Source organism: Nocardia alba NBRC 108234 (assembly GCF_001612665.1).
Taxonomy (GTDB): domain Bacteria; phylum Actinomycetota; class Actinomycetes; order Mycobacteriales; family Mycobacteriaceae; genus Nocardia; species Nocardia alba.
In genome coordinates this window covers 78046-99908 of sequence record NZ_BDAX01000025.1, presented here as the reverse complement: position 1 = coordinate 99908, position 21863 = coordinate 78046, and the positions used below count along the sequence as shown (strand labels likewise).

23 protein-coding genes are annotated in these 21863 nt (G+C 68.1%); 7 read left to right on the top strand and 16 right to left on the bottom strand.

Features of this window, described 5'->3' with window-relative positions; all coding sequences use genetic code 11:
* Nucleotides 1-19: 19 nt before the first annotated feature.
* Genes NA12_RS33280 through NA12_RS25225 form a run of 4 tightly spaced genes read left to right on the top strand, consistent with a single transcriptional unit; the run spans nt 20 to nt 3110 of the window.
* Nucleotides 20-634, top strand: coding sequence for a DUF3558 domain-containing protein (locus NA12_RS33280; protein WP_084473085.1), 615 nt, complete (start codon nt 20-22; stop codon nt 632-634).
* A 10-nt stretch (nt 635-644) separates the two neighbouring features.
* Nucleotides 645-1025 (top strand): hypothetical protein, encoded by a 381-nt coding sequence (locus NA12_RS25235; RefSeq protein WP_067456304.1) that lies wholly within the window; start codon nt 645-647, stop codon nt 1023-1025.
* On the top strand, nt 1022-2353 hold the full coding sequence (locus tag NA12_RS25230; protein WP_067456301.1) for a hypothetical protein: 1332 nt from the start codon (nt 1022-1024) through the stop codon (nt 2351-2353). Before NA12_RS25235 ends, NA12_RS25230 begins: the two co-directional genes overlap by 4 nt.
* On the top strand, nt 2340-3110 hold the full coding sequence (locus NA12_RS25225) for an ESX secretion-associated protein EspG (RefSeq protein WP_067456298.1): 771 nt from the start codon (nt 2340-2342) through the stop codon (nt 3108-3110). The genes NA12_RS25230 and NA12_RS25225 overlap by 14 nt, the downstream gene beginning before the upstream one ends.
* A 113-nt stretch (nt 3111-3223) precedes the next feature.
* Here NA12_RS25225 and NA12_RS25220 read toward each other — a convergent pair whose 3' ends face one another.
* The gene (locus NA12_RS25220) at nt 3224-4198 is read right to left on the bottom strand and encodes a hypothetical protein (protein WP_067456294.1); all 975 of its coding nucleotides are present in this window, start codon (nt 4196-4198) and stop codon (nt 3224-3226) included.
* A gap of 102 nt (nt 4199-4300) precedes the next feature.
* On the opposite strand from NA12_RS25220, the gene NA12_RS25215 reads away from it, so the two are divergent.
* Both NA12_RS25215 and NA12_RS25210 read left to right on the top strand, forming a co-directional pair.
* The gene (locus NA12_RS25215) at nt 4301-4909 is read left to right on the top strand and encodes a TetR/AcrR family transcriptional regulator (RefSeq protein WP_067456291.1); all 609 of its coding nucleotides are present in this window, start codon (nt 4301-4303) and stop codon (nt 4907-4909) included.
* A 109-nt stretch (nt 4910-5018) separates the two neighbouring features.
* Nucleotides 5019-5771 (top strand): LGFP repeat-containing protein, encoded by a 753-nt coding sequence (locus NA12_RS25210; RefSeq protein WP_243655077.1) that lies wholly within the window; start codon nt 5019-5021, stop codon nt 5769-5771.
* A 1-nt stretch (nt 5772) separates the two neighbouring features.
* Here the strand turns inward: NA12_RS25210 and NA12_RS25205 are convergent, their stop codons facing one another.
* The 9 genes from NA12_RS25205 to NA12_RS25165 all read right to left on the bottom strand — a co-directional run bounded on the left by NA12_RS25205 (nt 5773) and on the right by NA12_RS25165 (nt 12982).
* Nucleotides 5773-6378 (bottom strand): response regulator transcription factor, encoded by a 606-nt coding sequence (locus NA12_RS25205; RefSeq protein ID WP_067456287.1) that lies wholly within the window; start codon nt 6376-6378, stop codon nt 5773-5775.
* Nucleotides 6375-7595, bottom strand: coding sequence for a sensor histidine kinase (locus NA12_RS25200; RefSeq protein WP_243655078.1), 1221 nt, complete (start codon nt 7593-7595; stop codon nt 6375-6377). Before NA12_RS25200 ends, NA12_RS25205 begins: the two co-directional genes overlap by 4 nt.
* Nucleotides 7596-7619: 24 nt before the next feature.
* Nucleotides 7620-8405, bottom strand: coding sequence for an ABC transporter permease (locus tag NA12_RS25195; RefSeq protein ID WP_132370208.1), 786 nt, complete (start codon nt 8403-8405; stop codon nt 7620-7622).
* A gap of 1 nt (nt 8406) precedes the next feature.
* On the bottom strand, nt 8407-9330 hold the full coding sequence (locus tag NA12_RS25190; protein ID WP_084473084.1) for an ABC transporter ATP-binding protein: 924 nt from the start codon (nt 9328-9330) through the stop codon (nt 8407-8409).
* Between the two features lie 75 nt (nt 9331-9405).
* Nucleotides 9406-9759 carry a YbjN domain-containing protein gene (locus tag NA12_RS25185; RefSeq protein WP_243655106.1) on the bottom strand — a complete coding sequence of 118 codons (354 nt, stop codon included), beginning with the start codon at nt 9757-9759 and terminating at the stop codon, nt 9406-9408.
* 80 nt (nt 9760-9839) lie between these two features.
* Nucleotides 9840-10655, bottom strand: coding sequence for an isoprenyl transferase (locus tag NA12_RS25180; RefSeq protein ID WP_067456284.1), 816 nt, complete (start codon nt 10653-10655; stop codon nt 9840-9842).
* Nucleotides 10656-10699: 44 nt separating this feature from the next.
* Nucleotides 10700-11482, bottom strand: coding sequence for a DNA repair protein RecO (gene recO / locus NA12_RS25175; RefSeq protein WP_067456281.1), 783 nt, complete (start codon nt 11480-11482; stop codon nt 10700-10702).
* 47 nt (nt 11483-11529) lie between these two features.
* Nucleotides 11530-12129, bottom strand: a complete 600-nt coding sequence (locus NA12_RS25170) for a TetR/AcrR family transcriptional regulator (RefSeq protein ID WP_067456279.1) — start codon at nt 12127-12129, stop codon at nt 11530-11532.
* Nucleotides 12116-12982 carry an alpha/beta fold hydrolase gene (locus NA12_RS25165; RefSeq protein ID WP_067456276.1) on the bottom strand — a complete coding sequence of 289 codons (867 nt, stop codon included), beginning with the start codon at nt 12980-12982 and terminating at the stop codon, nt 12116-12118. Before NA12_RS25165 ends, NA12_RS25170 begins: the two co-directional genes overlap by 14 nt.
* A 140-nt stretch (nt 12983-13122) precedes the next feature.
* Here NA12_RS25165 and NA12_RS25160 point away from each other — a divergent pair, with 140 nt between their 5' ends.
* Nucleotides 13123-14550: an amidase gene (locus NA12_RS25160; RefSeq protein WP_067456273.1), complete on the top strand. Its 1428-nt coding sequence runs from the start codon at nt 13123-13125 to the stop codon at nt 14548-14550.
* 7 nt (nt 14551-14557) lie between these two features.
* Here NA12_RS25160 and NA12_RS25155 read toward each other — a convergent pair whose 3' ends face one another.
* The 6 genes from NA12_RS25155 to NA12_RS25130 form a co-directional block, all read right to left on the bottom strand.
* Nucleotides 14558-17398 (bottom strand): ABC transporter substrate-binding protein, encoded by a 2841-nt coding sequence (locus NA12_RS25155; RefSeq protein WP_067456270.1) that lies wholly within the window; start codon nt 17396-17398, stop codon nt 14558-14560.
* 91 nt (nt 17399-17489) lie between these two features.
* Nucleotides 17490-18401, bottom strand: coding sequence for a GTPase Era (era, locus tag NA12_RS25150; protein WP_067456267.1), 912 nt, complete (start codon nt 18399-18401; stop codon nt 17490-17492).
* Complete coding sequence (locus tag NA12_RS25145; RefSeq protein WP_067456264.1) at nt 18394-18729, bottom strand: cytidine deaminase-like protein; 336 nt, start codon at nt 18727-18729, stop codon at nt 18394-18396. The genes era and NA12_RS25145 overlap by 8 nt, the downstream gene beginning before the upstream one ends.
* Complete coding sequence (locus NA12_RS25140; protein WP_067456261.1) at nt 18722-20083, bottom strand: hemolysin family protein; 1362 nt, start codon at nt 20081-20083, stop codon at nt 18722-18724. The genes NA12_RS25145 and NA12_RS25140 overlap by 8 nt, the downstream gene beginning before the upstream one ends.
* Complete coding sequence (gene ybeY / locus NA12_RS25135) at nt 20080-20628, bottom strand: rRNA maturation RNase YbeY (protein WP_067456258.1); 549 nt, start codon at nt 20626-20628, stop codon at nt 20080-20082. The genes NA12_RS25140 and ybeY overlap by 4 nt, the downstream gene beginning before the upstream one ends.
* A gap of 80 nt (nt 20629-20708) precedes the next feature.
* On the bottom strand, nt 20709-21773 hold the full coding sequence (locus NA12_RS25130; RefSeq protein WP_067456514.1) for a PhoH family protein: 1065 nt from the start codon (nt 21771-21773) through the stop codon (nt 20709-20711).
* Nucleotides 21774-21863 lie beyond the last annotated feature (90 nt).

The following is a 21863-nucleotide window of genomic DNA, read 5'->3' as shown; positions in this document are numbered from 1 at the left end:
TCATCGGGGCGGGGGCGTCATGAACGAGCGCTGGTTCTGTGGGAGGGACGAAGGCATGGCAGTTCGAAGTGCGGTGGTGAAGGTGTTCGGCGTTGCCGTGGTTGCGGGGGTGACTGTCGTCGGATGCGGGGACGGGGAGCAGGGGACGGCCACTCCGCAGACGACGAGCGGTGTGAGTGTGGCGGCGAGTCCTACTTCGGTGGATGCCGAGGCGAAGGTGTGGGATCCGTGTTCGCTGCCGGATTCGGCTGTCAGCGGGGCTGGCCTGAACGTCGGCAGTCGAAAGAACGAGGTCGCTGGGGTCGACTTCACAGGATGGAAGACGTGCAGTTGGCAGGACTCCGCGAAGCAGTTCACGTTCTCTGTTCTGTCCTCGGAACACACACTCGCCGAATCCCGAGCACGGACCGACTTCACCGACTTCACCGAGACAACAGTGGCGTCACACAAAGCACTTCAACTTCGAACGACCGGATCAACACATGACCTGGGTTGTACTGTTGCCGTTGAGGTTCCGAACGGATCAGTCCTTTTCAGGCTCCTGAACCGCGTCAGCGCATCCGCGCCGCCCGCGCCATGCCCGGAGGTGCGCCGACTCACCGACAGCCTCGCTCGATACCTTCCTGAGAGCTAGTGGGTGACCAATGCTTCTGAGCATCGACCCCGGCGAGTGGAACCAACTCTTGATCCAGGCAGAAGCCGGTGAACTCTCACTCGACCCCGAAGTTGGCAAGGATCTGGACAAAGTCTGTGACGACCACCTGGATCGCCTGGAAGAGGTCTACGCCCAGGTCGACCAGATCCGCAATATCTCCGGCTTCGGCTCGTTCAACTCGAGCCAGACGCTGGAGCGGAAATTCTCCTTGACCGCGTCCGGAGGTGACCGCCCGCTGGACGAAGTCATCAAGAAGCACATCGAGGCCGTGCAGACCGCGAAAGAGGTTGTGGCCAAGGCAATTGCGAACTTCGTCGCTCAGGACGAAGCGACCGGTGCCGCGATCTCCGCGACGGGAGAACACCTGTGACCTACGAGGACTACAAGAGCAAGGTGATCGCCGCGCAGGAGCAGTGGAACAGCGAGCGCGCCAGGATCTATGACCGACAGCGGGCGGGCGACTACGCCACGATCTTCGGCGGCGACCTCCAGCCCCCGCACATCACCACCCCCGACAACTACGACAGCATGACGCTCGAACAGATGCAGGCGGCGGTCACGGCCATGAAACCGCGGCTCGTCGATGACGCGGTCACCGCGTGGGCGAATATCGGCGGTGCGCTGATGGGCACCTTCACCGGCTTCAACCAGCAGTTCGCGCGCACCATCGCCGGTGCCGACGGCCACAGCGGATGGACGGGCGCGGCGGCTTCGGCCGCCGTCGCCGCCGTGAACAACTATGCGCAACAGTCGATTCCACTGTCCCAGGCCGCGACCGCGATCAGCCTCAAACTCACCGAGATGCGCACCGGGATCGAGCAGACCCAAGCCCTGATGCCCGGCCTAACCGAGCGCACCATCGTCACCGGCAAGGCGCTGCCCGCCGACGGTGTGATGAAGGTCGACGATCACAACCGCGACGAGGCCACCCAGGAGGGCAGGCGGATCCTGCGCACCGTGTACAGCCAGGTCGCCGGCCAAACCGACAACGGCGTGCCCTTCTTGCCGACCGCGCCGACCATCACCGGCGATAGCGGCGGACCCAGCAGCGATGGCGCCACCAACACCGTTGACACCCGGGGTGATTCGACCATCGGCGGCACCGAACCCGAAGACCTGGGCGCGGAAACGCCCGCCGACGACGCGGTGCCCGAGGTTTCCGGCACCGAGCCGACCGAAACCACTACCTCGTCGACCGACCCCGACTCGACGACGCCCCAGAGCAGCACCACCACAACGCAATCCACCACGCCTACCACCACAGCGCAGAACACTGCCGCCGCGAGCACCACCGCGCCGACCAGTCCTGCCACAACCACGCCCGGTGTCGGCACCCCGGGCGCCGGCGCCCCCGGCTCCGGCCGACCCACTGGCAGCGGGGTCGGCAGTTCGGGCTCCCCGCGTGGCAGTGGCACTCCGGCCGGCACTTCCAGCCGGGGCACCCCTGGCGCCCCCTCCCCCGCTGCGACGGCTCCCGAAAGCCGCGCGGGCGTCACCTCCGCAGCCGCTCGCGGCGCGGCGGGCATGGGCGCCATGGGCGCACCCGGCGCAGGTCGCGGCACTTCCGACGACGAACGAACCAAGGCCATCCCCGACTACCTGATCACCCAGGAGAACGGTGTCCTCCTGCTCGGTGCGGACCAGATCAGGACCGTGCCCCCAGTCATCGGCGGAGACGACGACAGTGCAGCGCGCTGAATTCACGGGTACCGAATTCGAGATCCTGTGGTCCGGCTACGGTCGCGACCGCCTGCCCTACCCACTCCAATATCGCACCGACATAGTCGATTTCGATGAACTCGAACAGCACCGGGAAGCCGCGGTGCAAGCTCTCCTTCGCAAGTACGACCCGGCGGTAGAACGTGCGCTCGCCGTGCTGCTCGACCCAGAAGCCAGGGTCGAATCCAAAGGCTATGTGGGCCAGGACAATGCGAACATCATCCGCTTCCACGGTGCGATCCGCGGCGCGGTCGGCGCCACCCTGCGACAGGAGCCGGGCAGCGCGGAGGACACCGGCGCCGACGTGACCCTCACCTACTGCACTCCCAGCCAGGTCGCCGCGCTGACCGTCGCGGCACTGCCCCGCACGAAACCGGGCAAGAAGCCGCCGGTAGAAGTCCGCCGAGACCAACTGGCCGCCGAAGAAGACCATTTCGAATACCGCGCGGGCCGCCTCAGCTCGGCCGACCAGCTCAACAGCATGTTCCACCGCCCCCGCCGAGCCTTCGGCGAGATCTCGGCCCTGTCCGGCCCCGCCCTCGATTCCCGCCCCACCCCGGCCCGCACTTTCTGGTGGATGGACTACCCCGACGGCCGCTACTACGTGAAAACCGGCGACCCCATCGTCGCCGAACCCCTCCCCACCGACCGCATGATCGCCGGCATCTACCGCATGCTGACCCGAGCCCAGCGCTACCACCAGGAATTCGGCGCCGACGACTACCGCACCGGGTAGCGGGCAGCTTCCGATGCAGCGAATACCCGCCGAATCTCGGCAACCTCGCTCGGCATCGAAGCCGGAAAGGCTCCGCACGAGTGTTGTTTCGTGCGGAGCTTTCGGCGGGATGGTCAGGCGGGTACGGCCACCGGTTCGGGCGCTGCGGTGAGCATGGCCTCCTGACGGGAGCGGAGGGCGGCGAGGCCGAGGAGAGCGACTCCGGCCGCGGCCCAGGCGAGTAGGACGGTGAGGGGCGCGAGGGCGCCCGCGCCGTCGAAGTAGGCGACCGAGCGCAGGAGCGAGGCCGCGGCGCCGGGGGGAAGCAACTGGCCGAGGGTGCCCCAGGGCTGGGGCAGGAGTTCGGGGGCCGAGGTGGCGGCGGAGAAGGGATTGCCGACCAGCAGCATGGTGAGGGCGCCGAGGCCGAGGCCGGGGCGGCCGATGGCGGCGGCCAGGCCGACGATGACGGCGGCGACGGTGAAGGACGCCAGGCCCGCGATGGCGGCCAGTTCGAGGTAGGAGCCGGGCAGGATCGAGAGCCAGGTGTGGAAGATCAGGGTGCTCAGGAGTCCACCCGCGATACCGAAGGCGGCCAGGCCGGCGAAGCGGGCGCCGAAGGCCGGGATCAGCAGGGTGAGCAGGACTCCGGCGGCCATACCGGACATGACGAGGGGCAGGACCATCGAGCCGAAGCCCGCGCCGCGCTGGTCGTCGGGGTCGATGGCGATCACGTCCTCGACGGGAACAGCGGGGATACCGCTGAGCTGTTGCGCGAGGGCGGTGAGCTGCTGGGCGACGGCGGGCGAGGCGGCTGAGGCGACCAGGACCTGGGGTGCGCCGTTGCCAGTGATGACGGCCCCGTAGATCTCATTGTCGGCCATCGCGCTTCGCGCCTGCGCCGCGTCGGCGACGGCGGTGATCTCGAAGGCATCGGGATCGCGCTGTCGCAGCTGCTCGGCGACCTGCGTGGCGGCGGGACCCGCGACGGCGATCGGCAGATCACGCGGGCCGACATTGACGGCGGGCCAAGCGAAGGCGATCAGCATCAGGGCCTGCATCGCCGTGGCCGCGAGGCCGAGAGCTACTGCTCGGCGGGTGATCGTCATGCAATTTCTCCCTAAAGCGAATGTTCGTTCTTTTTAATGGGCCTACCGTGACACCCATTCACCTCGCTTGTCAAGAACGGACATTCGTTTTAGTTTTGACCCATGCCCCGAGTCAGCGAAGAACACCTGGAACGCCGCAGGCAGCAGATCCTCGACGCCGCGCAGCTGTGCTTCGCCAGAAAGGGGTTCCACGAGACCTCCATGCAGGACGTGTTCGCGGAATCGCAGATGTCGGCGGGTGCGGTGTATCGGTACTTCACCAGCAAGAACGAGATCATCGGCGCGCTCGTGAGCCGCACCATGGGGCCGTTGCGCGAGCGGCTCGCCGAGATCATTCGCGGCGACGACCTGCCTCCCCCGGCGGAGGTCATCAGGTTGTTGACCACCGAGATCGTCAAGCGGAGTGGACCGGACGGGCCACTGCGGCTCGCCCCGCAGGCATGGGCGCTGGCTTTGGTCTCGCCCGAGGCCGCCGTCCCGGTCCGCACGGCCATCGCGGCGATGCGCGAGCTGTGGTTCGAGTACGCGGACCGGCTGCGCGAAACCGGTTGGCTGCCGCCCGGCACCGATTCCGACGTGATCGCCAAGACGATCATCGGGTTGCTGCCCGGGTTCATCCTGCAGCATCTGCTACTCGAGGACGTCGAGCCGGACGATTTCGCCCGCGGCCTCGCGGTGATGCTGCCCGGACCACCGCATCACCCCAGGTGAGTAATCCCACTGTTGCCGACGCGGCCGAACGGGTAGGTTCGGGTGCGGCACCGGAGGGGGTCCCGCGCGCCGGACATCGTTGAATACCGATCCGACCCGGGAGTTTGCTGTGACTTTGCACCGTAGAACCGTCCGTTCACGCGCCCTGACCGCGCTGGCGGCCCTGACCGTCGCAGCCGCGCTGCCCGCGGCGGTGGCAGGTACCGCACAGGCCAGGATGATCGGCGGATTCGAGGTGGGCGGCGCGATCGAGACCGAATACGACTCGGCGGGCGGCGCGGCGCTGGGTGAGCCCACGTCCCCGGAATCCGACGCGGCGGCCGGTGGCAAATACCAGACCTTCGCCAACAACGCGGCCATCTACTGGCATCCCGATACCAATGCCAACACCGTCTCGGGCCAGATCCGTGACAAGTTCGCCGAGACGGGCAATGAGTCGGGCAAGCTCGGCTACCCGACCACCCGCGAGCAGAACACCCCGTCGGGGGGCGGTCGCTACAACCACTTCCAGAAGGGCTCGATCTACTGGTCCGTCGGCACCGGCGCGCACCAGATCAGCGGCCCGATCCGCGACAAGTGGGCGGCGTTGGGCTGGGAATCGAGCCCGCTCGGCTTCCCGCTCACCGACGTCTCCGCGACCGGCAAGGGTGACGGACAGTTCACCATGTTCCCGACCGGCGCCATCTACTGGACGTCGAAGACCGGCGCGCACGCGGTGTGGGGCAACATCCAGGCCGACTGGATCCGTGCGGGCGGGGAAAACGGTCGCTACGGCTACCCCACCAGCGACGAATACGACTACCAGGGCGGCAAGGCCCAGGACTTCACGGGCGGCAAGATCACCTGGAAGCCCGAGCGCTGAGCTACAACCAGCCCTGACGCCGCGCGGCCAGGATCGCCTCCGCGCGGTTGCGGGTGCCGGTCTTGCCGATGGCGGCCGAGAGATGGTTGCGCACAGTCCCTTCCGAGAGATGCAAACGCTCGGCGATGACCCCGGCCGCCGATCCGTCGGCGGCCGCGGCCAGCACCTGACGTTCCCTCGCCGTGAGCGGAGATGTTCCGGCGGTGAGCGTCTCGGTCGCCAGTGCCGGGTCCACGACGCGTAGTCCCAAGTGCACCCGGCGCACCGCGTCGGCCAATTCCCGTGCGGGAGTGTCCTTCACGACGAACCCGCTCGCTCCGGCGTCGATGGCGCGGCGGAGGTAGCCGGGGCGGCCGAACGTGGTGACCATGAGGATTCGCACGCGCGGGTGCGCGGCGTGCAGGCGGGCGGCGACTTCGATGCCGTCCAGGCCTGGCATGTCGATGTCGAGGAGTGCCACGTCGGGGCTGGTGCGGGTCACCGCGGCCAGCACTTCGTCGCCACGGCCGACCTCGGCGACCACCTCCAGGTCGGATTCCAGGCCGAGCAGGGCGACGAGTGCGCCACGCACCAGTGCCTGATCGTCGGCGAGCAGCAACCGGATCATCGGACACTCCCTTCCGCGGGCACCGTCGCCAGCAGGCCGACGCCGCCGCCCGATGGCGTGGATATGGTCAGCGTGCCACCGGCCGCGCGCAGTCGCTCGGCCAACCCACGCAAACCCGAGCCGGACGGTGCGGTGACATCGAAGCCGTGGCCGTCGTCGGTGATCTCGATGCTGTTCTCGGTGACGACCACGGTGCAGTGTCCGGCCGCGCTGTGGCGCACGACGTTGGTGACCGCTTCGCGCAGTACCCAGCCGAACAACTCACTGTGCCGAGTGTCCACCATCGTCGAATCAGGCAGTACAGCAACGATTTCGGCCGCGGTCAGCGCGGTGTGCGCGGTGGCGAGTTCTCGGCGCAAACTCACCTCGCGCAGACCACCGACGGTGTCGCGTACCCCGGCCAGCGCCTCACGGGCCAGCCGTTCCACATCGGCGAGTTCGGTCTTGGCGCGGTCCACGTCGACATCGATAAGGCGTTGCGCGAGTTCGGTTTTGATGGTGATGACCGTGAGGGAATGGCCGAGGATGTCGTGCACATCGCGGGCGACCCGGTTGCGCTCGGCCTCGATCGCCAGGTCGGCACGCTGACTGCGGGTGATCGCCTGTAGCCGCCTGCCGCGCAGGCCGATCTCCCTGGCCAGCCAGATCACCGGCGGAATCACCGCGAGCACCAGCGCCGTGCCGCCGAGCCACCGACCGGGCGCGAACACGGGCATCACCACCATCGTCGCCGATACCGCCGCCACCACCACCGCCGAGCGCCGGGTGGGCAGCGAGAATATCGCGACCACGGCGATGTAGAGGACGGTCGGCAGCGCGGCCGCGCCGAGCAGCACCATCAGCACCGCCGACAACGCGGCCATGCCGGCCAGCAGCGGCCAGATCCGCGGATCGACCGACCGTGGATCGGCCTGTTCGTCCCAGTCGAGTCGGCGGAAGACAACGAACGCCGTCACGATCAGCCCGCCGAACGCCAGCACAGCTACCGCCGCACCGGCCGCCCGCCCTGTGCCGTGCTCGACCCAGCTGTCATAGATCTGCGGCACCAGATACAGCAACCATCCTGTCGCGAGCGCGGCACCGAACCACCCGCGGCGCGTGCCGTCGGCATCGGCCGCCCCCGCACCGAACACCCGGTCGACGAAGTCACCCGAACTCACGAACAGTCCCTTCTCCCAGCCCTCGCGGGCCGACCCGCGAGTACTGACGGTACTCACGAATCGGCCCGCGTGATCGTTGCCTCAACGGTCGGTGTCCCGGCGGAACAGCGCGGCCGCGCCCACCACGAAAACCACGGTCCACGCGACGACGTTCACCACGGCCAGCGCGATGGTGCCCGCACCGGTATCACCGAACGGGGTGCGCACCAGGGTGGCGACCCCGTAGGTCGGCAGCACCTTCGACACCGTGGCGAACCACCCGTGGATCGGGAAGAACAACCCGCCGGCGAACGACAGCATCGCCAGTCCGGGGCCGAGCAGCTGCATCACATTCTCCGAGGGCAACAGGTAACCCATGAGCAGACCGAAGGCCGCGAACACCAGCGAGCAGACCCACGCGAGCAGGAAGCAAGCCACCCAGGCCACCGGCGTCAGGCTCGCACCGCAGCACGCGCCGACGACGAACACCGTCGTCACCGCCACCAATCCCAGCGACATCGCGACCGCGACCTTCGTCGCCACGTAGGCCACCGGCCGCAGCGGCGTCAGCCGCAACTGACGGGTCCAGCCGTGCGAACGTTCGACCGCCACCATCGCGCCGCCGCTGGTGGTCGCGAGCAGGGCGCCGTAGAGCGCCATCGACACCATGATGTAGCCGGTGATGTTGCCCGACCCGAAGGACTGGTCTCGGTTTCCGCCCTGCAGACCGAAGATCACGAAGAACACCGGCGGCATGATCAGGGTGAAGATCATGGTGCGCCGGTTGCGGAGCATGCGGCGAAGTTCGAGTGCGAGAAACGCCGTGCTGAAGCCGCCGCGGCGAGGTGTGCGCACCGGTTTCGTCGCGGTCTGGATTGTCTCGATCATGTCAGCGCTCGCCTTCGGGAACGGAGGTCAGCGCGAGGAACGCCGATTCCAGGTTGTGGGTGGTGATTTCGATGTCATGAGCGGCGGTGTGAGTGAGCAGGAAACGAGCGACGTCATCGGAGTCTCTGGCCTGCACCAGAATCCGATCGCCGCGCAACTCCACCTGTTCGACACCGGGCAGCGCCGACAGAGACGCCGAGTCGGCACCGGGCAGGGTGGCCGCCACTGTCCGGCCGACGGCCAGGTTCCTGATCTGGGCGGCGCTGCCGTCGGCGACGACGCGACCGGCGCGCACCAGCACGATCCGGTCGGCATAGGCGTCGGCTTCGTCGAGATAGTGGGTCGCGAACAGCACGGTGCGGCCGCTGCCCGCATCCTCGCGCATGGCCGCCCAGAAATCCCGCCTGCCCGACACGTCCATGCCGGTGGTGGGTTCGTCCAGCACGATCAGGTCCGGGTCGGGCAGCAGTGCCAGTGCGAACCGCAGCCGCTGCTGCTGGCCGCCCGAGCACTTGCCGACGAGGCGGTCGGCGATATCGACGATGCCTGCCCGCTCGAGGACTTCGAGCACCGGCCGCGGCCTGGCGTGCAGGGCGGCGACCAAGCGGACGGTCTCACCGACGGTGAGGTCGGGCAGCAGCCCACCCGACTGCAGTACCGCGGCCACCCGGCCGGTCCGCACGGCATCCTGCGGTGCTTCGCCGAAAACCGTGACCGTGCCGGAATCGGGAATGGTCAGACCGAGGAGCAGGTCGATCGTGGTCGACTTGCCCGCGCCGTTGGGGCCGAGAAAGGCGACGATCTCCCCCGGCTCCACGGTCAGGTCGAGACCGTCGACGGCGCGGACCGGATCCGTGCCGCCGGGAAAGGTTTTGCGCAGGTCGCGCAGCTCGATGGCCGCGCGGGTTGTTCGTGGTGAAGGCATGGTTCAAGATTCGCGCGGACGAAGCCGCGAAACCTGAGCCGAGTGTCACGATCGGCCCATGACAGATGTCACGGGCTACGGCGCGAGCAGACCCTGCCTGGCTCGGCTCGCGCCGGACAGCGCCAGCAGCAGCATGGTGGTGAGGGCCCCGTCGTCCAGGCCTTCGGCGGGGAAGGTGTAGCGCAGGATGACATCGCCCAGCTGACCGCGCGCGATCAGCGTGACCGACCCGAACTGGATCTCGTTGTTACGTTCGGCGACACGCTTGTGCAATGCCGCCTTGAGCGGGCGATCCCACGCCAGCACGCTGGTCAGCGACAGCACGGTGAGTCCGGGCGCGAGGGTGACGGCCCGGATCGAGCACAGGGCGCCGTCGTACTCGAAGCCGAGCGAACCGTCCGCGTCCACCCGGACATCGACGTCCTGCATCTGCAGGCAGGCGCCGGTGCGGGCCTGCAGGTCGATCTCGGGTGAGACCGTGGTGGCGTCCATCTCGGCTCCGTCGTCACTCATTTGGCGCCACCGAAGCGGCGATCGCGCTTGGCGTATTCCAGGCACGCGTCCCACAGGTTACGCCGGTCGAAGTCGGGGAAAAGCGTGTCCTGGTAGACGAATTCGGCGTAGGCCGCCTGCCAGATCAGGAAGTTGGAGCTGCGGAACTCGCCGGAGGGCCGCAGGAACAGATCGACATCGGGCATATCGGGTTCGTCGAGATACTTCGCGACGGTGGCCTCGTCGACCTTCTCCGGGTCGATCTCACCCGCGGCCACCCGGCGCGCGATTTCCCTTGCCGCATCGGCGATTTCGGCACGACCACCGTAATTGACGCACATGGTCAACGTCATCACGTCGTTGTCCTTGGTGAGCTCTTCGGCCACCTCGAGTTCCTTGATCACGCTGCGCCACAGGCGAGGCCGACGCCCGGCCCAGCGCACCCGCACCCCCATGTCGTGCATCTCGTCGCGGCGGCGACGGATCACGTCGCGGTTGAAGCCCATCAGGAAGCGCACTTCGTCGGGGCTGCGTCGCCAGTTCTCGGTGGAGAAGGCGTAGGCCGAGAGCCACTTGACGCCGATCTCGATACAGCCTTCGACGGAGTCCATGAGCACGGCTTCGCCGCGTTCGTGTCCGGCGGTGCGCGGCAGGCCACGCTCCTGGGCCCAGCGGCCGTTGCCGTCCATCACCAGCGCGACGTGGTTGGGAACGAGCTCGGGCGGGATCGCGGGCGGACGCGCGCCGGAGGGATGCTGGGACGGCGGACGCACGGTGCGGGTGCCGTCCTTGCTCGCGGGAGAAGAGTCACGACGCAGGATCACGGCGTCCATCCTGCCTGATCGCCGGGTGCGGGCTGCACGGGCTCCGGGTTTGCTCAGCCGACCCGGCCCACGACCGCGGCGTCGGGCCGGTCCGTGGGATCGATGCGGGATCGCTCGATCAGCGGCAGCGTGCGCAGCTGGCGTTCCAGGTGCCACTGCAGGTGGGCGGCGACGAGACCGCTGGCCTGGCGGCGGACGTTGTCGGGCACGCCGTCGATGTAGGCCCACTCCCCCTTCAACAGCGCGACGAGCAGATCGAGTACGCCGGTGATGGGGGTGCTCGCGCCCGGCGGACGACAGTGCACGCAGACCGCGCCGCCCGCTGCCACGTGGAAGGCACGGTGCGGGCCGGGAGTCGCACAGCGGGCGCATTCGTCGAGCGCGGGCGCCCAGCCGGCGAAACCCATGGCGCGCAACAGGAATGCGTCGAGGATCAGTTCGTGGGGGCGCTGTTTGGCGGCGATCGCGCGCAGGGCGCCCGCGGTGAGTACGTGCAGTTTCGGGGCGGGTGCGCGTTCTTCACCCGCGAGCCGTTCGGCGGTTTCGAGGATCGCGCATGCGGTGGTGTAGCGGCCGTAGTCGTCGATGATGTCGGCGGCGAACGCCTCCACGGTGATGACCTGGGTGACGATGTCGAGGGTGCGCCCCGGGTGCAACTGCACATCGATGTAGGAGAACGGCTCCAGCCGCGCCCCGAACTTCGACTTGGTGCGCCGCACCCCCTTCGCCACCGCCCGGACGAGCCCGTGTTGCCTGGTCAGGAGCGTGACAATGCGATCGGCCTCGCCCAGCTTGTGCTGGCGAACCACCACCGCCTCATCCCGATACAACCGCACGAGCCCAGTCTTTCACGCGCGCCCGACACCGCGACCACGGACACGGGTCAGGACTGGAGCAGACCCGCGATGAGTAACAGCAGCGACTGCTGGGTTTCGAGGCGGGCCCGGTCCGGGTCGGCGGCGTGGGCGACGATGAGTGAGGCTTCGGTGATGGCGCTGAGCAGCAGCTGCGCGAGTACCGCGACGGGGGCGACCGGGATAAGGCCCGCGTCGGTGGCACGTTGCAGTTCGGCGGTGATGAGGCCGAGTCCGTGGCGTGCTTCGAATTCGCGGAAAGCGGGCCAGCCGAGGACGGTCGGCGCGTCCATCAACACGATGCGCAGCATTTCCGGGCGAGCGCAGATGTCGAGGAAGCGCGCCAGACCCGCGGTCATCCCACCGATGATGTCGGCGCGATCGACCGCGGCGATAGCACTCGCGATCTCCTCGGTGGCCTCGGTCTCGACCTGTTCGAGCACGGCGAGGAACAATCCACGCTTGTCGCCGTAATGATGGTGCAGGGCGCCGCGGGTGACACCGGCGGCAGCCACCAACTGCTCGGCGGACGTACCGGCGAAGCCGCACTCGGCGAACAGGCGACGGCCTGCCTGCTCGAGTGCGGCTCGGGTGACGCGGGAGCGATCCTCCTGACTACGGCGCTGCATGCAGCCGAGTGAACTCCACGATCAGTTCGGTGAGCAACTCCGGCCGGTCCTCGGGGATGAAGGTGTAGGAATTGTCGAGGGTGCGCAGGCTCGCCTTCGGGAGATCGGCGACCAGCCGTTGCGCCAGCGCCATCGGGAACAGCTTGTCCTCGGTGGACCAGACGACCAGCACCGGTACGTCGACCGTAGAGAAGCGCTCGGCCGCGGCGATGGTGCACCGGTTGTCCACGCCGGTGGCGAAACGACGCAGGTCGTCGCGGATGGCGGCATTGCTGCGAGCGGGTCCCAGATAGGACTGCGCGATCTCGCGCGGCAGCGCGTGTTTGGTGACCATCCCGAATCCGAGCGGCAGGCGCTGCATGAATCCGAAGCGCATGGGCGCCAGCAGCGGGCGGATCACGCCGGGAATCCTCGCCACCTTCAGCAAGCTCGCGAAAGGCTGCGGCGGGAACACGTCGTAGCAGTCGACGGCGGCCAGCACGACGCGCCCGATCCGCTCCGGTCGCCGGGTCATCAGGATCTGGGTGAGGGCGCCGCCGGTGTCGTTGGCGACGATCGTGACGTCGGTGAGGTCGAGCGCGTCGAGGAACTCGGCTATCAGGTCCGCGATGCCGGTGGGGCTGAGATCCGCGTCGGGCATCGGGATGGTGTGGGATCCGAGCGGCCAGTCGGGCGTGAGGCAGCGGTGGCCCGCGGCGGCGAGACCGGGCACGACGTCGCGCCAGATGTCGGCGTTGACAAGTAGTCCGTGGACGAACACGACCGGCGAGCCGGCGCCGGTGTCGTGGTAGCGGATGCGGCCGGATGACAGGGCGATCTCGTGTGCCGGGCCGAGTGCTGAGCTGATTCCCATGGGTCCTCCCCTGGTCGGATGGTGACCGCTCCACTGTTACATACATTCGGTATGTATGTCTATACCCACCCTAGGGGATGTGGACGGGTGACCAGCTTCGCGTTACGGTCGAGCCACGTACCCGCAGAGACGGAGTTCACATGTCCGCGCCCGACCACATCGCGCCGAATTCCTCGGCCGATCTCGACCTCACCGGACTGTCCTCGGCCTTGGCCGACGGCAGCGTTTCCTCGGTCGCCGCCGTCACCGACGCACTCGACCGGATCGAGGCGTCGCAGCCGACGCTCAACGCGTTCCGGGTCGTGCGTCGCGAGGCCGCGCTGCGGGAAGCGGCAGAGGCGGACGCGCGGCGGGCGGCGGGAGTGCGGCTGCCGCTGCTCGGTGTGCCGATCGCGGTCAAGGACGACACCGACATCAGCGGCGAGATCACCGCGTTCGGCTGTGGCGGGGACTTCACGCCGAAGTCCGCGGACGCCGAATCCGTGCGCCGATTGCGTGCGGCGGGTGCGGTGATCGTCGGCAAGTCCAATACCTGCGAACTGGGACAGTTGCCGTTCACCAGCGGTGACGCGTTCGGTTACACCCGCAATCCGTGGGATCACACGCGCACGCCGGGCGGGTCATCGGGTGGGTCCGCGGCGGCGGTCGCGGCCGGATTGGTCCCCGCCGCACTGGGTTCCGATGGCGCGGGATCGGTGCGCATCCCGGCCTCGTGGACCAACCTGGTCGGAATCAAGCCGCAGCGCGGGCGCATCTCCACCTGGCCGCTGGCGGAGGCGTTCAACGGACTCACCGTCAACGGGCCCCTCGCGCGCACGGTGCGCGACGCGGCGCTGCTGCTCGACATCGCCGCCGGACCACACGACGGCGACCGGCACACGCCCGCGCCGATCGAGGCGAGCGCGGCCGTCGGACGCGATCCCGGTAGGCTCAGAATCGCGCTCTCCCTGAGCATTCCGTACACCGCGACCAAGACCGTGCTCGATCCACGCATCGCGGCGGCCGTGCACGCGCTGGCAGCCACCCTGCGCACGCTCGGCCATACCGTCACCGTGACAGACCTGCACTACGGGCTGATGATCGGCGCGTCCTTCCTGCCGCGCTCGCTGGCGGGGATCAGCCGGGTACACCGGGACATGCCGGGCGCGGTCGTCGACCCGAGAACCACCGCCAATTCGCGCATCGGCCGCGTGCTCGGCGGGCCTGTGCTCACCGCCGCCCGGCTCGCGGAACCCTTGTTGCGCAAGCGCATCGGCTCGTTCTTCGACGACTTCGACGTGGTGCTGGCACCCACCACCGCGACCCCGGCGCCGCAGGTCGAGGAGATCGACGGGATCGGCTTCGGTGCCACGAACAACCTGATCACCGCAGCGTGCCCGTACACGTGGCCGTGGAACGTACTCGGCTGGCCCAGCGTGAACGTGCCGGCCGGATTCACCGACTCCGGGCTGCCGATCGGTGCGCAACTGATGGGCACCGCCGACAGCGAACCGCGACTGATCTCGCTCGCGGCCCAGCTGGAATCGGAACTGCGCTGGGAACGTCACCGTCCCGCGCAGTGGTGGTGACAAGTCCCTAGCGCCCCGGTTCCGCCCATCCCTCGAGGTCGCTCTTCGTACCGGAGGGGCACCCGTCCTGGCCGGACTGCCGGGGAAACATCATCAGACACCGTTGCGGGCCCGCCCCGCCGACCGCGGTGGTGACCAGGACCGCGATCGACGATCCGTCGGCGACGCGGCTGGTCGAGAAGCCGAGCGTGCCGGTGACACCGCGATAGTCGCCCTCGCGCAGTTGGACCGCGATGGCGGTGCGATTGGGCGGGAGATCGGCCAGCACGCCGCGGCTGTTGCGCACGGCTTGGATGAACAGGCCACTCACGTCGAAGGCCAGACCGGTGCGATCGCCCGCCCAGGTGGGCCGGTAGTCGGCGAGGTCAGGATAGCCACGCAGGGCTTCGATCAACTTCGCCAGTTCGGTACACAGCTGCTCGTGTTCGAACGGCACCGGCTGGTCACCGAGCTTGCCGACGCCGCTGACACAATCGGCGCCCCCGAGCATCACCGGCGACGCCTTCGACACATAGCGCACAGTGAGATTGGCGGGCAGTGCCGCGGTGGCCTTCGGATCGGTGATCAGCCTGGTCACCGCGTCGTTGCCGAGGATCGCCGGGCCCTGGCCGCTGAGGCAGCCGCGGCTCACCGATTTGGCGAAGGTCGGGAAGTCGTCGTTGCGGCCCGCGAAGAACAGCAGGGTGCGACGGTCGAATCCGGCGGTCTCGCACGGCGCGGGGAAACGGTAGAGCTGCTGCTGTTCGCGCCAGCTCATGCTCTCCTGCGCCACCCCACGGGTGGTGAGTTCCTTACGCAGATCCTCGACCAGGGTCGTCACATACAGGTCACCGACGGCCTCGGGGTGATAGATCGCCACCTTGTCGTAGCGGGGCGCGCCATTGCGGTCACGGGCGCCCTGGACATAGTCGGCGACGAGCCGAGCCTGCACGGCATTGCTCGGCGCCGCTTGGAAATACAGTGGCGAAGCCTGATCGAGACCGTCGGCGGACAGGGTCGTGGCCACCGCGGGAACCCCGAGTTCGCCCAGCCGCGTGATGGCCCTGCGGGTTTCGTCGTTGCTGCGATCGATCCCCACCACGCCGAGCACGCTGGGATCGCCGGCTACGAGCTCGCGTAGCGGATTGTCGACCACCCACCCGGCCTGGCGCATGTCGGAACCGCCGTTGGCGATGATGATGCGCAGCAACGGTTCCGATTCATCCGACGCCAGCAACGCGCGCTGCTGCTGCACCGCCAGACCGGCCAGTTCCTCGACCTGGGCGTGCGGGTAGCGCACATTGGTGTCGACATAGCTGAGGCCGGCGAAGTACACCAGCGAGATCAGGGGCCGATTCGGGTTCTTCTCGCGCGCGTCGGCCGCGGCGACGTTGAGCCGAAACACTTCTCGCTGCGTCGCTGACAGCTCGGGGTCGTCGGCGAAGATCTGGCGGGGGTTGTCGCTGTAGCCGACACACTCACCGTCGCGCAGACTCACCGAGACGCCATCGGTCCACGGCCAGTGCGAACATTCGGCGCCACGCAGCGGCGGGAAGTAGACCAGTGTCGCGGCCACGGCCAGCAGGATCGGGATCAGCACACACAGACCGACGAACCAGCTGCGCGCGGCCAGCGGCGGCGCGGGCGGCAGCGCGAGACCACGGAATCGGGCATCGCCGACACGCGGTGCGGTGTCGGGCGGCAGAATCGCGCGCAAGGCCAGGAACCAGGCATCGGCCTGCCGATGGGTACGCCGGTTGTCGATCTCGCGCACCCACTCCTGTAGCGGATCGGGCGGTTGCGGAGCGGGAAGATCGACGATGCTTTCCAGGGTGCGCAGCGGGCGCAGATCACTGATGTGGGAGAGCTCGCCGACCTCGCGGCTCGGCCCCTCGGTACGCAGCGCCACCACGACCAACGGATCGAAAAGACCCGTCTCATTACGGATTTCGTTGATCCAAGTGAGGATGCGCGCGCCGTCGCTGCCTTCGGTGAGGCCACCGAGCAACGCCACCGGATACGCGGTGCGCCGCCAGCTCGACGGGCGCCAGATCCGGCGCCGGTAGGCGTCGCGCAGGTCCTCGAGAAACGCGTGCACGAGCAGCTTGGCGACCTGCTCCTCGTTCTCGTCGACCCGGTGCGACGCGGTGAGCCGGGACGCGAAACCCAGGAAGCTGCCCGATAATTCGGGCGCCAGGTAGCGCTGGTGCAGGAACCATCGCGTCACCTTCGACATGCCGGGAATGCGCCCCGACACCCACAGCCACAACCGCAGCACCGGCCACAGCGCGAGGACACCGAAGACCACTCGCGAAATCGTGTCGCCCGCAACGCCTTCGGCGGTGTCGGAGCGGCTTGTCGGGGAACCGCTGCGCAACAGTTTGGGCAGTCTGCGGCGCAACTCGTCGGGCGCCTCGGATTCGTCGGCGGTCACCCGCTGGCGGGTCAGCCAGTCGGCGGTGCGGTAGTGCGGGAACTTGATCGCGCCCATCGCGGTGTCGTCGGCGGCGAAACCCGCCACCAGTTGCTGGACGATCGGCAGGCAGTGGCCGGGGATCTCCGGATCATTCGCGTGCGGGCCCGCGTCGATCGCGTTGAGGTCGGGGGTGAGCAGCATGCGCGGCAGGTCGGGCGCGCGCAGGTCGACCTTGGCGCGCGGCGTCGCCCGCCTGCCCCCGGATTCGCTGAGCCAGCTGTAGAGCTCGCCGACCAGCCCCGGATACCCGGTGACGCCGACGACTTCGACGATCGGCCGGGGCAGCGTGCGCCGCCCGTGGACCAAGGCGCGCAGCACGCGCGGGCGGGCATCGGGAATCTCGAGCGCCCGCAGCAGCTCCAGCAGCTTGCCGACATCATTGGCATCGGGCACTTCGACGGCCTCCCCCGGACGATCAGCGAAACACGCCGAACCAACCGACGTGTTCGCCGAACGATACCCCGTACCGCCGACAGTCAAACGGTCAAAAGCCCAGCTTCCCCAGCTGTTTCGGGTCGCGCTGCCAATCCTTGGCCACCTTCACGTGCAGGTTCAGGTAGATGCGGGTGCCGAGAATATGCTCGATCTGTTTGCGGGCATTGGTGCCGACCTCCTTGAGGCGGGCGCCGTTCTTGCCGATGATGATCGCTTTCTGGCTCGGCCGTTCGACGTAGAGCAGGGCGTGCACCTCGAGCATGTCCTCGTTCGCCTCGTAGGGCTCGATGTCCTCGATGACCACGGCCAGCGAGTGCGGCAGTTCGTCGCGTACCCCTTCGAGGGCGGCCTCGCGGATCAGCTCGGCCATGAGGGTTTCCTCCGGCTCGTCGGTGATCTCGCCGTCGGGATAGAACGCCGGACCCTCCTGCATCTGCGAGGCGATCACGTCGACGAGTACCTCGACCTGCTCGCCCTTCACGGCCGACACCGGCACCACCTCGGACTCGGGGCCGAGCAGCTTCGACAGTGCCATCAACTGGTGGGCGATCTCGTCGCGGCCCACCTTGTCGATCTTGGTGACCACGCCGAGGATCTTGGTCTTGGGCGCCATCATCTTGATCTGCTCGACGATCCAGCGATCGCCGGGACCGATCTTCTCGTCGGCCGGGATGCACAACGCGATCAGATCGACCTCGGAATAGGTGTCACGGACCAGGTCGTTGAGGCGCTGGCCGAGCAGAGTGCGCGGACGGTGCAGACCGGGGGTGTCGACCAGGATCAGCTGGGCGTCCTCGCGGTGCACGATGCCGCGGATGGTGTGCCGGGTGGTCTGCGGCCGCGAGGAGGTGATCGCGATCTTAGTGCCGACCAGCGCGTTGGTGAGCGTGGACTTGCCGGTGTTGGGGCGGCCGACGAAACAGACGAAGCCGGAACGGAATTCCTTGCCGGAATCAGCCACCGCGCACCTCGCTCAGCACGGCGCCGGTGCGGTCGGTGCGGATGACCGACGCCGACGGCGACACCTCGCGCACGGCGTCGATGCCCGCGTCCTCGGCGGCACCGCCGACGACGACCGCTGCCTCGAAACCCTCGGCGCCGCTGGAGATCGCGGCGGCCACGGCGGCCTGCAACGCGGTCAGACGCAGCGCGGAGAGCGTGACCTCGCCCGCCGCGTAGGTACGGCCGTCGGTGTCGCGCACCGCGGCGCCGCTCGCACCCCCGGTACGACCCAGCGCGCCACGCGCCAGCACCAGCAGTTTGTTGTCCTCGGCATTCAGTTCACTCATGGTGTTCTCCGTTGTCGTCGGGCACGCGCACCGGATCGGTGTCGGCGCCTGCCTCGTCGGTCGCGCCCTTGCGGGGCTTGTCGGTCTTCTTCTCCGCCTTGTCGGCGGCACGGCGCACCAGCACGGTGTTGACTCGCATCCGCCCGCGCGCGTCGGCGCCGCCCTCGCCGCGCAGCACCAGCCCGTAGACGGTCACCTTGGAGCCGGGCAGCGGGACGCGGCCCAGCTCGTGCGCGAGCAACCCGCCCACCGTGTCCACGTCGTCGTCCTCGATATCGAGGCCGTACAGCTCCCCCAGGTCCTCCACCGACAGCCGCGCCGAGACGCGGTAGCGCCCGTCGGTGAGGTCCTCCACGGGCGGGGTCTCGTCGGTGTCGTATTCGTCGGCGATCTCACCGACGATTTCCTCCAGCACGTCCTCGATGGTCACCAGGCCCGCGATACCGCCGTACTCGTCGACCAGCAGCGCCATGTGATTGCGGCGCCGCTGCATCTCGTCGAGCAGTTCGTCGAGCGGCTTGGAATCGGGGACGAAGATCGCGGGCCGCATGACCTCGCCCACCGACACCTTGCGAGCGCGATCGGCATAGGGCACAAGGTCTTTCAGGTAGACCACGCCGCGGATGTCGTCGACGTTCTCGCCGATCACCGGAATCCGGGAATGGCCGGATCGCACCGCCAGCGACATCGCCTGGGCGGCGGTCTTGTCGTCCTCGATCCACACCATCTCGGTGCGCGGCACCATCACCGCGCGAGCCGCGGTGTCGCCGAGTTCGAAGACCGACTGGATCATCCGGCGTTCGTCGTCGGCCACCACGCCGCGCTCGCGGGCCATGTCGACCACCTCGCGCAGTTCGATCTCGGAAGCGAAGGGGCCGTTGCGAAATCCCTTACCGGGAGTAATGGCGTTGCCGAGCAGAATCAACAGGCGGCTGACCGGGCTGAGTACCGCGCCGATGATCTGCAATGGCACCGCGGCGGCCAACGCGATCGAGTAGGCGTGCTGACGACCGAGCGTACGGGGGCCGACGCCGATCACGACGTAGGAGACGACGACCATCAGCGCGGCGGTGACCAGCAGCGCGGTGCTCTCGTTCCACAGGTCCAGCGTCGCCGCCGCCAGCAGGACAGTGGCGGTGATCTCGCACAGAATACGCAGCAGGACAACAAGATTCACATAGCGTGGCCGATCGTCGACGATCTTGCGCAGCCGTGCGGCGCCGGAGCGCTCCTCGCGAACCATATCGTCGAGCCTGGCGCGCGACACCGTGTTCAGCGCCGAATCCACGCCCGCGAACACCCCGCCGATGCCGATCAGCACGATCGCCAGCGTGATCAGGGTCAGTGCTGTCACGCGGGGCCTTCACCGGGCGCGGTGAAACCCGCCTTGCCGAGTAGCCGGTCGTCACGCTCGGCCAGTTCGGCGCGGCGCTGTTCCTCGCGCAGGCTCACGTACCACTCCTCGAGCAGCTGCGCCTGCAGCGCGAACATCTCCTTCTCCTCCTCCGGCTCGGCGTGGTCGTAGCCGAGCAGGTGGAGCACACCGTGCACAGTGAGCAGCGCCAGTTCGTGATCGAGCGAATGGTCGGCCTTCTGTGCCTGACCCATCGCGAACTCCGGGCACAGCACGATGTCACCGAGCATGGACGGGCCGGGCTCCGGGCTGTCGGGACGACCGCCGGGCTCGAGCTCGTCCATCGGGAACGACATCACGTCGGTGGGACCGGGCAGATCCATCCAGCGCACATGCAGGTCGGCCATGGTGTCGAGATCGACGAGCACCATCGACAGCTCGGCGGCCGGATGGACGTCCATCCGGCCGATCACGAAGCGTGCGACGTTGACCAGGTCTTCTTCGGGAACGTCCATACCCGATTCGTTGGCGATCTCGATGCTCACCTGTTCAGGGTACGGAACTGGCGATGCACCGACGAAACCGCCATCGGTCCAGCGTGGCGCGGGTAACCGAACCGCGAGTTCTACCGCCGATCCGCTCGGTCCGCGGCGCGACGCTGAGCCCGATTGCCCGGGTAGTGCGGGCCCGGCACCGCGCGGGTTTCGGATTCGAAGCGGTCGTAGGCGTCGACGATGTCGGAGACCAGCCGATGCCGGACCACGTCGGCACTGGTGAGCTCCGAGAAGTGGATGTCGTCGATATCGGTGAGGATCTCGGCGGCCGCGCGCAAGCCCGAGCGCTGCCCGTTGGGCAGGTCGACCTGCGAGATGTCACCGGTGACCACCATCCGCGAACCGAATCCGAGGCGGGTGAGGAACATCTTCATCTGCTCGGCCGTGGTGTTCTGCGCCTCGTCGAGAATGATGAACGAATCGTTGAGGCTGCGACCACGCATGTACGCCAGCGGCGCGACCTCGATGACACCCGAGGCCAGCAGCTTGGGGATGGCTTCGGGGTCCATCATGTCGTGCAGGGCGTCGTAGAGCGGACGCAGGTACGGGTCGATCTTGTCGTTGAGAGTGCCGGGCAGGAAGCCGAGCCGCTCGCCCGCCTCGACCGCGGGCCTGGTCAGGATGATGCGGGTGACCTGCTTGGACTGCAGGGCCTGCACCGCCTTGGCCATGGCCAGGTAGGTCTTGCCGGTGCCTGCGGGACCGATGCCGAACACGATGGTGTTGGCGTCGATCGCGTCGACATAGCGCTTCTGGTTCAGCGTCTTGGGGCGGATGATCTTGCCGCGCCGCGACAGGATATCCAGGCTCAGCACCTCGGCGGGCGACTCGGACACGCCCTCGTCGGTGAGCATCGAGATGGTGTGGCGGACCGCCTCGGGGGTGATCACCCGATTGCGGCCGGTCAGCGCCACGAGCTGCTCGATCACTCGCTCGGCCAGCGCCACATCGCCCGCTTTACCGGTGATGGTGACGGTATTGCCGCGAACATGGATGTCGGCCGGGAGGAGTTTCTCCAGCTGACGAAGATTCTGGTCGGCCGAGCCGAGGAAACCGAATACCGACTCCGGGGCGAGCTCGATGCTGGAACGCACGGTTCGCGCCGCGGGACCAGCATTGTTACCGCCGGCGCCGATGCCTGATACGGGGTTGTTGGGGTTGCCGATCTCGCCTGAGTTCTTCAAAAGTGGCTACAGCCTGCTTCCGGTTTCGACCTGGTGTTCGAT

Excerpts from the sequence above, each read along its gene's own strand:
- NA12_RS33280 (WP_084473085.1), top strand. The coding sequence starts at position 20 with ATGAACGAGCGCTGGTTCTGTGGGAGGGACGAAGGCATGGCAGTTCGA.
- NA12_RS25235 (WP_067456304.1), top strand. The coding sequence starts at position 645 with ATGCTTCTGAGCATCGACCCCGGCGAGTGGAACCAACTCTTGATCCAG.
- NA12_RS25220 (WP_067456294.1), bottom strand. The coding sequence starts at position 4,198 with ATGACGATCACCCGCCGAGCAGTAGCTCTCGGCCTCGCGGCCACGGCG.
- NA12_RS25215 (WP_067456291.1), top strand. The coding sequence starts at position 4,301 with ATGCCCCGAGTCAGCGAAGAACACCTGGAACGCCGCAGGCAGCAGATC.
- NA12_RS25205 (WP_067456287.1), bottom strand. The coding sequence starts at position 6,378 with ATGATCCGGTTGCTGCTCGCCGACGATCAGGCACTGGTGCGTGGCGCA.
- NA12_RS25195 (WP_132370208.1), bottom strand. The coding sequence starts at position 8,405 with ATGATCGAGACAATCCAGACCGCGACGAAACCGGTGCGCACACCTCGC.
- NA12_RS25190 (WP_084473084.1), bottom strand. The coding sequence starts at position 9,330 with ATGCCTTCACCACGAACAACCCGCGCGGCCATCGAGCTGCGCGACCTG.
- NA12_RS25185 (WP_243655106.1), bottom strand. The coding sequence starts at position 9,759 with ATGCAGGACGTCGATGTCCGGGTGGACGCGGACGGTTCGCTCGGCTTC.
- NA12_RS25180 (WP_067456284.1), bottom strand. The coding sequence starts at position 10,655 with ATGGACGCCGTGATCCTGCGTCGTGACTCTTCTCCCGCGAGCAAGGAC.
- NA12_RS25170 (WP_067456279.1), bottom strand. The coding sequence starts at position 12,129 with ATGCAGCGCCGTAGTCAGGAGGATCGCTCCCGCGTCACCCGAGCCGCA.
- NA12_RS25165 (WP_067456276.1), bottom strand. The coding sequence starts at position 12,982 with ATGGGAATCAGCTCAGCACTCGGCCCGGCACACGAGATCGCCCTGTCA.
- NA12_RS25160 (WP_067456273.1), top strand. The coding sequence starts at position 13,123 with ATGTCCGCGCCCGACCACATCGCGCCGAATTCCTCGGCCGATCTCGAC.
- NA12_RS25145 (WP_067456264.1), bottom strand. The coding sequence starts at position 18,729 with ATGAGTGAACTGAATGCCGAGGACAACAAACTGCTGGTGCTGGCGCGT.